Genomic DNA, 14,650 nt, shown 5'->3' with positions numbered 1-14,650 from the left:
CTGACTATTAATTATTATATTTAATATAGTTAATTAACTTCATTAGTTAATGTTATTAATTATCCACATATAGGATCCGTAAGGTGGAAGCTTGACACGAATTGCTAGCTCCGGCGATTCCTCCGTATTCCCTAGAAGAAGCTCCGTGGAGTGCGCTTTAGAGAGTGTCTCGACGAACCTGTTTGCTAGCTCGAACAGCACCTCCTCCCGGCTGAAATTTGAAATAACAAGCAGCGTTTGCTCCTCATTTATTCGGGCGTAGGCATAGACCTGAGGGTGCCCTTCATCAAGGCGAACATATTTCCCGTCCGTCAATACCGGAAGGCTCTTCCGCAGTCCGATTAACCTCCGATAATGATGATAAATCGATTTTGGGTCTTCTACCTGTGACTTAGCATTGATGCCTGGATAACGTTCATCGATCTTGATCCACGGGGTACCGGTCGTAAATCCAGCCTGATCGCTATCGTCCCACAGCATAGGCAGCCGCGAGTTGTCCCTGGAGCGAACCCTTACGATTTGGGCTGCTTCTTCGGTTGTTTTTCCCCTTTGCAGAAGAATTTCATACATATTCCGCGATTCGATGTCGCGAAATTCGGAGATATCGCTCCATTTGGGATCCGGCATCCCGATTTCTTCGCCCTGGTATACATAAGGCGTCCCTTGCAAGCCGTGCAGCGTGGTGGCTAGCAGCTTGGCGCTTTCTACCCGGAATTTGTCGTCATCCGTAAATCGACTCAGCGCTCTTGGCTGGTCATGGTTGTTCCAGAACAGCGCATTCCAGCCTCCGCCCTGCTGCATGCCGGTCTGCCATTCGGAGAGCAGCCTCTTGAGCTCCTCGAAATCATACGGCTTCAGTTCCCATTTCTGGCCGTTCGGGTAGTCCACCTTCAAATGATGGAAATTGAACGTCATGGAGAACTCGTTCTCCTCGGGATTAGAGTAACGAATGCAATGCTCCAGCGTAGTGGACGACATTTCCCCGACCGTAACGAGGTTGTAGGGCCTAAACACTTTGGTGTTCAGCTCTTTCACATATTCATGTACACGAGGCCCATCGGTATAGTAGCGGCGCCCATCCCCTGGTGGAACCGACCCGTCATCATTCGGAAATCTCTGATCCTTGGAAATCAGGTTGATAACATCCAAACGGAACCCGCTTACCCCCTTCTCCGCCCAAAACGTGAGCAAATCCACGACCTCTTGTCTGACCTTCTCGTTCTCCCAATTCAGATCCGCTTGGGTCTTATCGAATAGCGTCAAAAAATACTGCCCCGTCCCTTCGTCATACTGCCATGCCGAACCGCCGAATTTGGACTGCCAATTGTTAGGCGGCCCTCCGTCCGCGGCAGGATCCTTCCAAATATAATAGTCGCGATAAGGATTATCGCGGGAGGACTTCGCTTCCTTGAACCAACGATGCTCCGTGGATGAATGATTCACCACAATATCGATCATCAGATGCATGTCCCTTTTCTTTAACTCGCGTACAAGCTCGTCAAAATCCTCCATCGTCCCAAAAGCAGGATCGATGTTGTAATAATCCGCCACATCGTAACCGTTATCATTTTGCGGAGATACATACACCGGCTGCAGCCATACGATGCCGATGCCTAATCCTTTTATATAATCCAGCTTCTCAGTAACCCCGCGAATATCGCCCGTCCCCCGGCCAGTCGTATCTTTGAAGCTCTTTGGGTATACCTGATAAACCGTAGAAGTCCGCCACCAATCTCGAGGCTGGTTAACCTTGGTTTGCATGAAGCTTCCCCTCCTAATCTTCTTGTATATACAGGTTGTACGTAAATCATAATACTTGTATATACAGGTGTCAACCATATAAGTATAAATACCCTTTTCTTGCTAGATAGACTACTATTTTTAGCAATATTCGAAAAAAAATTACTGCATGAGGATGAAGGCGGAACCAAATAACAAAATAAACCACGTAGAGCAGCCAGATTCCGCTTATAGTCTGCCATGCGATATTTAGGGAGCTACAGCTCCGTAACCCATACCTTCTGATATCCAAAAAAGGATCCCACCCTCCACTTGATCGTGGAAGGCGAGATCCTTTTGTTCATTTTCAAGCTTTTCTCATAATGCGTTTGGAATAGTCGCTCTTATCGGGCTATTCCTCCTCATCATTGGCAAAATTCAGTACAGCATCGTCTACTTGGGCGACCGTTCCTAAATCGGGAATGTCCGTCAGCTCAATTTCACAGTTCGCTGGAGCGGAATGAAGTTCGAACAGAATGATCTCATTCTGTCCTTGGCGCAGCAGCGGACCCGGGATATACAATGAACGCTGCGGCCCAGCGCTCCAGTAGCGTCCCAGATTGAAGCCGTTCACCCAGGCAATGCCTTTATGCCAGCCGTCAAATCGCAGGAACGTATCGCCAAGCGTATCCGCCTCGAAGCTTCCGCGGTAAAATGCTGGCTGCTCTTCCCTGCGTTCCTCAGACACTGTAGCGGCATCACCTGCATCATATTTAAGCCCCGCCAGAACCTCTGGCTGCAGCGGCAGCGGCCGAACCGTCCAATCAAATTGGAACTGATTGTCGATTCGTACTCCCTCCGTAATCCCTTTCGCATCGCGAATGAGCGGCCCGTAATTAACTCGGCCCATATTCTCGACGAGAATATCCAGCTTTGCTCCCTCGGCCGGTACGGAAATATCCAGCGGCTGCGGATTCCAGCGCTCAATGACACCGAGCAGGCGCCCATTCAGGAATACCTGAGCACGATCACGCACGTCCTGGATGTACAGCTTCTGGCCGTGACGCGGACCTTTGACAAAGGTGCTGTACAGGATGAACCCGTAGGACTGCCCGAATTTCTCCATCGGTCGTACGTTTACACTCTGGATCGGCCTGGACAGCTGCTGTAGAGCAGCATCCGTGAACAGCTCCGCCTTCTCCGTCAGTTTTATTTTCCCATAGGAAACCTTCGGGATCGGCTCCGGGAACGGACAGTCCGGTGTAAATCCGTGCTTGGCAAGCACTTCTCTGACAGCCTCCAGCTTCTCCGTACTGTCACCCCATTCTGACAGAGGAGCATCATAATCATAGCTTGTCGTCGTCGGTTCATAAGTGACGATATGATTAGCCCCATTGTAAAAACCGAAGTTGGTTCCGCCATGGAACATATACATGTTGATGGATGAGCCTTCAGTCAGCATTTCATCGAGTACTTTGGCAACATCCGCTCCGTCCCGGACATGGTGATCCTCCATCCAATGGTCGAACCAGCCGTTCCAGTATTCCATCACCATCAGCGGTTCGTCTTTCCGGTATTCCCGGTATTTCTGAAACGAATCCTTAACCCGGGAACCGAAATTAACGGTGGCGTGCACATCAGGAAGTGTCCCTCCAAGGAGCATTTCATCGGTAGGGCCGTCCGAAGTGAATAAAAGAACATCGATGCCCCGATCGATCAATCCTTTGCGCAAATAATCAAGATACCCCGTATCATTCCCGTAGCTGCCGTATTCATTTTCTATTTGAACAGCAATTATCGGTCCGCCCTTGGTAGAGAGGAGAGGCACAAATTTAGGAATTAACTCGTCATAGTAACGGTCAACCTTAGCCAAGTAGAGAGGATCACGACAGCGAAGCTGAAGGTCGCTATACGATAACAGCCAGGCTGGCAATCCGCCGAATTCCCATTCCGCGCAGATGAACGGGCTTGGCCTTACAATAACATGCAGCCCAAGCTCTCCGGCCAAACGAATAAACGACTCGACATCTGCCATGCCTGCGAAGTCAAATTCTCCTTCCCTTGGCTCATGCACGTTCCAAGCAATATACGTCTCCACCGTATTGAATCCGCTGGCCTTCAATTTCAATAACCGATCCTTCCAATATTCCGGTACCACTCGGAAATAATGGATTGCTCCGGAAATAATCCGATAGGGCTGTCCGTCCAGTAAATATTGACCTTGATTCCAAGTAAGTAAGCTCATGTATATATTTCCTCCGCTAAAAATGAGATGTTAAATATGTTGCTTAGAATCCGCCTCACTGACATGGTTTATTTCTGAGCGCCATATATAGCAAATTTACGTATGATCGGATTAGCAACAGCTTCAGTAATCTGCAGCCGTATTTTCTCTGCAAACATAGGGGTTACTACATCAATCTTCTTGTGACCGATGGCAATGCCGTGCACGATCTCCTTCCATTCTCCATCCGCGTATGCCTCGAGGACGTATTGACGCACCCTTTCTCCATACGCAATATCCTCCATGAGCACGACGTGGTCGATCAACGCCGGCACAGGCAGCTCCAATTCGATCCGATGACCACTGCCTGATGCCTCAGTTAAAGGATGATCGAATCTGCGTCTGATCCCCTCTCCAAATTCCAGCAGACGCTTCACATCTGCCTCAGGCAGAAGTCCGCGGTTGTCCGGAGATACATTGAGCAGGAGAGTCGCTCCATGGCCGACCGAGCGATAATAAATATCCATCAACTGGTCTAGAGATAACAGCGATTCCTCGTCATTCGGATGCCAGAACCACCGATCTTTACGAATCGGTACATCGCATTCTGCGGGTACCCAGGCCGGCGTCTCAGGCAGCCATTGCAATGAGGCCTCGCTAAACATACTGCCTTTAGCGGTCGTCGCTGTATTCCAGCAAGGATAAGGGGCAAGCCCGTCCTCATTGCCTACCCAGCGGATCGTAGGAGCGCCCATATTGAAGATCATCGCCCCTGGCTGATGCTGCTTGACAAGATCCATGATCCGCCGCCAGTCATATTCGCGCCCCTCAGAGCCTGCGCCGTCGAACCAGATTTCTACCAGCGGGCCATAGCCGGTAAGCAATTCCTCTAGCTGTCGACAGTAGAAATCATCATATTTTTGGGGGTCTGAGTAGCAGGGTTCATGCCGATCCCAGGGAGATAAATAAATGCCGAAGTCAATCCCCTCCTCGCGGCAGGCGTCGGCACATTCCCTGACTACATCGCCGCTTCCATTGCGCCATGGACTGGAAGCAACGGAATAATCGGTCGTCGAAGTGGGCCACAGACAGAAGCCGTCATGATGCTTCGCGGTCAGAATGAAATAGCGGAATCCCGCCGCTTTAGCCGTTCTGACCCATTGCCTGGCATCCAATTGCAGCGGATTAAATAATTTGGGGGAATCCTTGCCCTCCCCCCATTCCTGATCACAAAAAGTATTGATCCCGAAATGACAGAACAGCCCAAGCTCCTTGTCCTGCCACGCTAGCTGCTCTGGAGTCGGCCGAGCCAAAAAATCTTCCGAGTGCTGCTTCTCCAAATCATTATTCCTCCTTTTTCACGCTCACACAGTTTTTCTGCTGCATCATATTGGAACGATTCGATAGCTCTTCCCACGCTCTGCAGCAAATGTATATTGATAGCCCGAACCTAAGCTTAAACTTCCAATGGGAACAGGAGAATGAGTGGAATCGAAAACAGCCAGCTGTATTCCGCTAAACAAAACGCAGTCCCTCGTATGCTCGGAATAAATCTCTGCCGCTTCAAGCTTCCCTTTTTCCCATTGAATATCGACCACATATCCGCCCCTGGCGCGTAAGCCCTTGACTGAACCGCTTAACCATGCGGAAGGCAAAGCGGGCAGCAGGCGAATTTCACCGCCATGGGATTGCAGGAGCATCTCCTGAATCGCAGCGGCTCCTCCAAAATTGGCATCGATCTGAAACGGAGGATGGTCACCGAATAGATTGGGATGCACCGCCTTCTTCAGCAGCTCGCGAAGACTGTTATGCGCTTCATCCCCTTCGCCGAGTCTCGCCCAAAAGTTAGCGATCCACGCCTGGCTCCAGCCGGTATGTCCTCCCCCATACTTCAATCGCCGCTCCAGTGTTTTACGGGCCGCTGCCCCAAGCTTAGGCATTCGGTGGGGTATAATCTGTTCCCCTGGATGAAGAGCAAACAAATGTGAAATATGACGATGCCCCGGCTCATGTTCTTCATAGTCAACGGCCCATTCCATAATCTGGCCATACCTGCCGACCTCAGGCTGCGGAAGCTTCTCCCTTACGCTTGCCCACTGTCCGATCAGTTCACCATCGAGTTCCAGGTATTCGGCTGCTTCAATGCAGGCCGTAAGCACAGCATAAATAATTTGCGAATCCATAGAAGGGCCGGAGCATAAAGATCCAACCTGACCTTTTTCGTTAACATAGCTGTTCTCCGGCGAGAGCGATGGAGAAGTAACGAGATAGCCGCTCTCATCATCGATAAGAGCATCCAGAAAGAACAGCGCGGCTTCCTTCAGCACCGGATAAGCCCGTACCCGCAAAAACTCTGCAGAAAGACTATACCTGTAATGCTCCCATAAATGCAGAGCCAGCCAAGCTCCTCCCATGGGCCAAAAAATCGCCGGCGTCCACGCTCCGTACAAGCCGCTCTCCGCCCACAGATTAGAGGAGGAATGTGCCACAAAGCCCCTCGCGCCATATAAGGCTGCCGCTGTTTTCCGTCCATTAATGACCAGCCGATCGATAAAATCGAACAAAGGCTGATGGCATTCCGGCAAATTCCCCGTCTCGGCGATCCAGTAATTCATTTGCAGGTTGATATTCAGATGATAGTCGCTCTCCCAAGGCGGTGTGAAGCTCTCATTCCAGATGCCCTGCAAATTGGCCGGTAAGCTGCCGGGCCTCGAGCTCGCCATCATTAAATAACGGCCATATTGGTAGAACAGCGCCTCTAGCTGCGGATCCTCTCCCCCTTGCCGATAATTCAGCAGCCGTTCCGAGGTAGACATGTTGAGCTCCGCACCTTCAGTATCAGCAGCTAGCGTTTCTACAGCTGCAGCCGCCTCTCCTGATGGATCACCTGGAATAAGTTCCAAGCTCACGCGATCAAATAAAGCCAGGTGGTCGGCCTTATGCGCATCCAGCAATGATCCATATGGCAATGAAGCGGCGGATTCTATTTGCCTGATAGCTTCGCGAAACGGATCGTCGCAGCGGAAGGAGGTTTGGGCTGCAAGCAGCAAAGTGACGGCATCCGCTCCCTGAACGTCTAAATAATTAGCGGTAGCCTGACAGTTTCCGCCAATCGTGCATGCGCTGAGCACGGCGGCAAACCTTACACCGTCCGTCCCGCATGCTCCCTCCATCGCCAAAGTATGTTCATTCTCCCGTCTCATCTCTCCATCGAATGGACGTCTGCTTAGCCGGGCTGTTAGACTAATGGCCCCCGGCTTCGATGCCGTCATACGGACGACAAGCACTTGATGAACAGCACTAGCGAAGACTTCCCGGTCATAGCGAACACCATCCGCTTCATAGCTCACAGAAGCAATACCTGTCCTAAGATTCAATTCGCGGCTGTAATTCATAGCTTCTGCCCGATCGTGGTCGAACTGAAGCAGCAAATCTCCCAGCGGCTGGTAGGGACCAAAATATTGTGGCGCATTCGTAAAATGCAGGAGCATCTGTCTCTCGGCCTCATTAACCTCACCGCCGCGAAGCAGATTCCTAACATCATTCAGCTTCTTCCACGCCTCAGGATTATCGCATTGCTTCGGCCCTCCGTACCAGATCGAATCCTCATTTAATCCGATTCGTTCCGAGGTTACGCCGCCAAATACCATCGCACCAAGCCTGCCGTTGCCCATCGGGAAAGCCTCCGTCCAGATCCGGGCAGACTGCTTCTCTATAAGCTTGTTTATCTCGTTCGTCATCGCTCTACTCCTAATTTATTAGTCCAAAGTAGATAACAAGGGCCGTCTCTCATGTTCAAACGATCATTGAGACGGCCCTTGTAAGTTAATTACTAAATATTACTTCAGAACTCTAATTACTTGATAACACCTTTCTCATTGATGATCTTCGTTGCTTCATCAACCATCCATTTTTGGACATCATCGATCGGTTCATTGCTAAGCATAAACTTACTGAAGCCGTTGTTGATCACCTTGGTGATTTCTGAAGTTGCCGTTGTCATCACTTCTGGAGCATCGAGGAATTGAATGTCATCACTGAACAACGTATATTTGAGTGAATCAATATCATACATATCTTCTTTGCCGGCAACGAGCTTCGTCAGCAAGTCTTCGTTGTTGGCTCCCTTATACCCGGAGAACTCTTGTCTGTTGTCCGATTCTGCGGTAGTCATGAATCTCATCAGCTTAAATGCAGCTTCCTTGTTCTCCGAAGTAGAACCCATAGCGATTTGCGAACCGCTGGTGAAATATTTGCCTTCATAGTCTTTAGGCTCTGCCCCCTGCGGAGGAACCGGTACTGGCGCAAATGCCGTCTTGAAAGTATGCGGATATTGCTCCGTATTGCCTGGATCCGGGATCGTGAAGTTACCCGTCAGAATCATAGCGGCATCTTCATTGAAGAACTCGGTGCGATAGTTAAGCTTCGCTGCAAGAACATCTGCGTAAGTCTTAGCTGATTTGTCAATCGTCTCCATGTCTTTACGCAATTGGAAGAAATACTTATAGGATGGGTCAGCCAAAATCGTTGTACCGTCGTCATACACGAACGGATCCTTCATCATCGTCTGTGCAGGAGCATTCATGTACAGCTCCCAAGTATGGAAGTAAGAACCGTAGCGTTTGTCAACGCCTTCGCCCTTCGTTAACTTCTTGGCATATTCACGGTAGTCATCCCAGGTCCATCCAAATTTAGGGATTTCCAGACCAGCTTCATCGAGCGCATCCTTGTTCAGCATGACGTAGTTGATGCTCTTGGTGTACTGCATCCCGTAATATTTGCCGTCTACCTTCGTGTTTACATAATATTCATCTTCAGGCACAATGCCTTCCTTATCATAGAACTCGTTCAATGGCGCGAGCGCCCCGCGAGTTGCCCGTTCAAGAGCAGCTCCTAAGCTTGGCAATTGCACAACATCAATCGCTTCCCCGGAAGAAATGAGGAAATCGAGCTTCTTCATCATTTCCATGGAATCCCCAGGTACGAGAATGACATGCTCGACCTTGATGTTCGGATTTTGATCCATAAACTCCTTCAGCATGGCATCGGTTCCCACGGTTTGAGCATCGTTATCCCAGTTGTAATACTTGATCGTAACTGGCTTGTCGGATGAGTTGCCCGATGCTTTCCCTTCGGCTCCGGTATTCCCGGATTTTCCACATCCGCTCACTAGCAGGCTGATGGCGAGAATTGTACCGAGAATGATGGAAAATCTTTTTTTACCCTTATGTGTCATCTTACTTCCCCCTGCACTGAAATTTTAGTGTAGTGCTTGTACATGTCCCATTATAGGCGGTTGCATCAAAGGCTAAGTGCAAAATTTTGATGTTATAGGAATACATTTTTGACTTTTATGATAACGCTTGCTCCCAAATTTGGAATCAGCCTTTTACGCCTCCCAGTGCAATACCGTTAATCACTTGCTTCTGTAGGGCGATGAACACGATCAATAATGGAATAATCGCTGACACGGCCGCCGTCATCATAATCGCATAGTTGTTCGTATAGTCGTCTCGGAACAGCGACATCCCGAGCGGAATGGTATACAGATCTTTATCCAGCAGGAAGATCAGAGGATTCTGATAATCATTCCAAGTCCAGATAAATTTAATGATAGCTACAGTCGCTAACACCGGCTTACAGAGCGGAATCATGATCGAGGTGAATATTTTAAAATGGCCTGCCCCGTCAATTCTCGCCGCTTCGATAAATTCATCGCTGACCCCGACCATAAATTGCCGCAGCAGGAAAGTGAAATAGATCGAGAACATGCTCATCAGTATGATCGCTGCATGTGTATTGTATAGTCCAAACCAGCGAATAAGCAAGAAACGAGGAATCAGTGTCGCCTGATCTGGAATAATCATAAAGGACAAGAGCGCCAAGAACACAATATTGCGTCCTTTAAAATTGATCTTTGTCAGCGCATAGGCTGCCATGGATGAAATAATGAGAGTGATACAGGTGGTAATAATCGCAATCTTGAATGAGTTGAAGTAAAATTCATAGAATGGAACCTTCCCCATCCAAACCGCCTTAAAATTATACACTACATTAATTTTCTCGGGAATCCATTGAATCGGAAAACGCATAACATCCTTCTCGTATTTAAATGCGGCCGAGACCATCCAGATGAGCGGTATGAGGAACACGATGGACAAAGCGCCCATGAAGACGGTGACTATCGTTTTTGACATGTTTTTACGGATTAGCTGCATTTGATATTCCCCCTAGTCTTCGTTTCTCATTTTCCAGGTCAGCGCCGTAAGCAAACCGATGATCGCGAACAGCAGCCAGGAAATGGCAGAAGCGTAGCCCATATTGTAGTATTTGAAGCCTTCCTCATAAATCCGGTATACCAGCACCGTCGATGAATTGTTCGGGCCGCCTTCCGTCAAGTAAGCGATAATGTCGAATACTTTAAACGATCCGATCAGCATCGTGATCAGCAGGAAGAAAGTTGTAGAACGCAGCATCGGCACAGTAATGGAGAAGAACTTCTTGAAGGGCCCTGCCCCATCAATTTCCGCTGCTTCATAGATTTCATTGGAGATATTCGTTAATCCGGCCATATAGATGATAATCGTGTAGCCGAGGCTCGCCCATGAACCGATAATGGCGATGGACAGGAGTGAAGTCTTCGGATCAACCAGCCATTTGGGAGGATTGGAAAATCCGAGATCCATCAAGAACTGGTTAATCGGCCCGAGCGATGGGTGGAACAATGCGCTCCAAACTGCCGCAACCGCGATAATCGAAGAAATATACGGAATAAAGAACGCTACTTTGAAATAATCTTTGAAAAATACGCTGTTGTGAATAAGCACGGCCATAACCAGAGCGATTGCAATCGGAATGGGAACCGTCATAATCATATAGAGGACGTTATTTTTCACAGCTTGAATGATCGTCGGATCCTGGAACAGTTTTACATAGTTATCAAGCCCGATAAATTCGATCCCTTTAACCCCGGATAACAAATCCCATTTCGATAAGCTCAGATATAAAGAAAATCCAAGCGCGAATACGTTTAGAAACAACATACCGATGATTTCAGGAGCTAGGAAAAGCCAGCCAATCAATGCATCCTTTCGGTGCGGAGTCAAAAATTTCTTCCGTGGTTCTCTGTGGGTGCCCGGTACAGGTTGTTTTACTGCCTCCACGTTTTATCACCTCTACAAATTAATAAGTTTTCATTATAGTAATACATCGAGAGACAGGATGTAGGAGTGATTATGACCAGCCGCGTGCATAATTTTGACCTTCTTTTTTTAAAAAATAGCTCCCCCTGCTCCCCCTCAATACGCAAAAAAAGCGCAACAAATTGTCAATTCAATTTGCTCGCCTTTTCCAGCCTAAGTCCTTATAATCATTTACGTGCCGAATGCTTTGCCTTATATTCACTTGGCGTTAAGCCGACATATTTCTTGAACACTTTAGAAAAATAGGTTCTGTCTGAATACCCGAGCCCGATGGCCATCGATTCCAGGTTTTGATTAGACATCTTCAGCATTCTCGTCGCCAGTTTCATCTTGTATTGATGCACATAATCCGTAAAGGTAACCCCGGTCATCCGCTTGAAATAGCGGGAGAAATAGCTCGGGTTCAAAAACAGATAGCGTGCCATATCAATCGAAGTGATATTATCAGCCAGGTGCTGCTCGATATACTGCTGGATCACCTGGAGCTTGGGCTCCTGCGTCGCATTCGCTCCCTGAATGTCCCTGCTCTCCATAATCTGAATCAGCTTTCTTTCTACCAGTTCCATGGAATCGCTCAACGTCCGCGACAATGTCAGGTACTGGAACAAATCCTCTTCAAACTTCAAATTAGAGAACATCAGCTCAATGCCTCGCAGCATAAAGGACAGCTCCCGTGCAAAATCTCCCGGATCGAGCATTAATTCACGTGCATTTTCGACGATTTCAAGCAGCGTGCTGCGGATGGAATCCAAATCATGCTTGATCACGGCTTGCTCCAGTTGCGAGATGCAGCTGTTCAGGAAGCCTTGCGGAGCCGGCTGGAACATCAGCACTGCATTCCGGGACGCATCAGCTACAGTGTAATCGGAGCCTTCATAGAACTCGATTTTGTTCTGCATCATTTGCTGGTAGACAGAACCGATCGAATCCAGCTCCATTTTGTCTGTCACCGTGACCACACTAAGCTGAATCTTGAGAAAATGAACACACTGGGAACGCAGCTGCTCTAGAAAATTGTTGAAATGAAGAATTTCATTTTGAGCCAAGTTCATCCGAAAATTGTACAAAATCGTAATATTGTCCTTCTCCAAAAAAGGGGTAACCCCTTCGCAGGATTCAGCCAGCTCCAGGGCAATATTATAAATAGCGTACATAATCAGCGAGTATTCGCTCTGCTTGTAGCGTTGATCGAAGCTGGAGAATTGAACGTTGACGACCCCCAGCAAAAACCACGGGTAATTCCATGAGATCCCGATTTGCGAAGCATAAGCCATCGTCATTTCGGTTGGCGCCCTGTCGATCACTCTTTTTAGCAGATCCTGACGGAATAGCTGACTATTATAATTGGATGACTTCCAGCGAATCAGACCTGTTCGGGATTTCAAGATCGTTACCGATTTCTCCAAGCTCTTCTCCAGTTGCTCCGCAGTAAGCTGATCCTTGATCAAATAGTCGTCGGCCTTCAGCTTGACCGCTTGCTGCGCGAAATGAAAGTCTTCATGGCAGGTTAGAAAGATTACGCGAATATCCGGCTTCATAGAGGTGAACGTGTTCGCAAGCTCAATCCCGTTCTTTTGCGGAAGGCCAATATCCGTAATTAAAATATCGGGCTGTACCTCTTCAAACATATGCATCGCTTTCACGCTTGAATAGGTGGTTCCGACAATTTGCAGATTGTTCGCCTCCCAGTCTATCATCTGCTTCAGCACTTTGAGCATGGGAACATCGTCGTCGATAAGCATCACCCTGTACATCTATTCATTCCCTCCTGATAGAAAATCATGATTAGCGCCTAGTGGCAAATACAAAGAAGCTAAGGCGCCGCCCTGCAGACGGTTGCTCATGGACAAAGTGGCTTCCTCTCCAAAGGTCAGCCTCAGCCTCTGAACGACATTGATTAACCCGACTCTTTGATAGGAACCGTCCTGATCATCATCAAACATCAATCTGCGGTTAAGCCCCCCAAGCGTTTCTTCCTCTACACCGCTGCCATTATCCTCAACCTCAATGATGATTCCGCCTGGAACCTGCCGGGAGCTGACTGTAATGGTCGGCAAAGGATGATCTACCAATCCATGCACAATCGCATTCTCAACCAGCGGCTGCAAAATAAGCTTGGGGACGATGAGCCCTTTCGTCGCAGGATCCAGGTCAATCTCCAGCTTAAGCGGGATTTCATTGCGGATCTTCATAATATCGACATAGTGAATTAGAAGCTTACACTCTTCCTCCAGGCTGGTAGGTTCATTAACCTTCAAATAAGCCCGGAGCAGGTTCATGAGCGAATCGATGATTCCGCTATGTAGCTTGTCACTCGATAGGATCAAGCTGCATTTAATAGAATTGAGCGTATTGATCAGAAAATGCGGACGAATCTGCATAAACAGCGCTTCCAATTCCATGACCCGCTTCTGTTCCTGCTCCTGCTCGACATCATAGATCAGCTGCTGCAGTTGATCCAGCATCGTATTCAGCGTCTGCCCAAGCTCAGCGATATCATCCCTGCCCTTGACCTCAAGCCTTGCATCCAGGTTCCCCATCCCGAATTGGCGGACTACCCGCTGCAGCTTATGTATCGGGCTGTGCAGCCTTTGGGCGATGATTACCGAAGTCGCGGAGAAGACAAGGAACAGCAGGATGACTCCAATAAGTCCAAGATAGAAGGTGCGGGAAATTTGACCCGACCATTCTTTCGCTGACGCCTCATATACGAGCTTCCAGCTTGATTTGGAGATGTTACGGACAGTTCTAACACTGCCCTTGGAGTCCGTTGGATCCAATGACAATTCATGATTCCCAGCGATCAGTTCGCCGGAAGAATCAAATATCGCCACCTTGCCGAACTCTACAGGGCTGAGCTGCTTGCTGAAATAAGATTCCCCGATCGAGACGAGCAGCACGGAAACATGCTGCTTCTCGCTGCCGTCATAAATCACTCTGGCAATATAATAGCTTCTGCTGCCCAAGCCACTGTCGGCCATGCCAAGCCATTGAAGCTTCTCAGGCTCATTCAGATCAACACGCTTCATAAGCTTGTCTACCGTGGATCTGAACCCGGTTAAATTCTCTGTGCCGGAAGATATCACGAAATGCTGACGATTTACGAGATACATGCGGACATTATTATTCAGCGGCTTGCTGTTCATGAGATGGAATAAATCCTGTATCTGCGTAAACAACACATAATCAGGGTATTCTTCAATCCGTTTTGTATCGGCAAAAGCTTTCAAATTCGCCCGAACATTGGTATCGTTTACAATAAAATGTGAAGCAAACGTCACATCATCCACAGTCTTGTTCATCTCTTCAATCATGACGTTCAGGAAATTCTCATTGCTAAGCTGCAGCTTCTCTACCATTGAACTTCGGATTAACAGAAAGGATACGGTCGAAACTGCGATAAGCGGAATAAATATAAGCAAAAGGAATGACAGCTGAATACGTTTATAGTATGTTAATTTGAACATGCACTCCCGCGCCTCTCTCGTACTATTATTTTTTATTC

At 48.3% G+C, this 14,650-nt stretch carries 9 protein-coding genes; all 9 read right to left on the bottom strand.

Annotation, left to right across the window (positions count from 1 at the left end; translation table 11 throughout):
• Window positions 1-42: 42 nt before the first annotated feature.
• Window positions 43-1,761, bottom strand: coding sequence for an alpha,alpha-phosphotrehalase (gene treC / locus ACE3MQ_RS00675; protein WP_379389573.1), 1,719 nt, complete (start codon window positions 1,759-1,761; stop codon window positions 43-45).
• Between the two features lie 370 nt (window positions 1,762-2,131).
• Entirely contained in the window at window positions 2,132-3,964 is a 1,833-nt protein-coding gene (locus tag ACE3MQ_RS00670; protein ID WP_379389571.1) for a glycoside hydrolase family 35 protein, read from the bottom strand.
• 68 nt (window positions 3,965-4,032) lie between these two features.
• On the bottom strand, window positions 4,033-5,283 hold the full coding sequence (locus ACE3MQ_RS00665; protein ID WP_379389569.1) for an alpha-L-fucosidase: 1,251 nt from the start codon (window positions 5,281-5,283) through the stop codon (window positions 4,033-4,035).
• 45 nt (window positions 5,284-5,328) lie between these two features.
• Window positions 5,329-7,683, bottom strand: a complete 2,355-nt coding sequence (locus tag ACE3MQ_RS00660; protein ID WP_379389567.1) for a glycoside hydrolase family 95 protein — start codon at window positions 7,681-7,683, stop codon at window positions 5,329-5,331.
• A gap of 116 nt (window positions 7,684-7,799) precedes the next feature.
• Window positions 7,800-9,179, bottom strand: coding sequence for an ABC transporter substrate-binding protein (locus tag ACE3MQ_RS00655; RefSeq protein ID WP_379389565.1), 1,380 nt, complete (start codon window positions 9,177-9,179; stop codon window positions 7,800-7,802).
• 145 nt (window positions 9,180-9,324) lie between these two features.
• Window positions 9,325-10,161 (bottom strand): carbohydrate ABC transporter permease, encoded by an 837-nt coding sequence (locus ACE3MQ_RS00650; RefSeq protein WP_379389563.1) that lies wholly within the window; start codon window positions 10,159-10,161, stop codon window positions 9,325-9,327.
• A gap of 12 nt (window positions 10,162-10,173) precedes the next feature.
• Window positions 10,174-11,106, bottom strand: a complete 933-nt coding sequence (locus tag ACE3MQ_RS00645; protein WP_379389561.1) for a carbohydrate ABC transporter permease — start codon at window positions 11,104-11,106, stop codon at window positions 10,174-10,176.
• Between the two features lie 206 nt (window positions 11,107-11,312).
• Window positions 11,313-12,899, bottom strand: a complete 1,587-nt coding sequence (locus ACE3MQ_RS00640; RefSeq protein WP_379389559.1) for a response regulator transcription factor — start codon at window positions 12,897-12,899, stop codon at window positions 11,313-11,315.
• On the bottom strand, window positions 12,900-14,612 hold the full coding sequence (locus ACE3MQ_RS00635; protein WP_379389557.1) for a cache domain-containing sensor histidine kinase: 1,713 nt from the start codon (window positions 14,610-14,612) through the stop codon (window positions 12,900-12,902).
• Window positions 14,613-14,650 lie beyond the last annotated feature (38 nt).

The organism is Paenibacillus lentus, from assembly GCF_042714055.1.
In the GTDB taxonomy this organism is placed as follows: Bacteria; Bacillota; Bacilli; order Paenibacillales; family Paenibacillaceae; genus Fontibacillus; species Fontibacillus lentus_A.
This window is presented reverse-complemented; position numbering and strand designations above follow the sequence as displayed.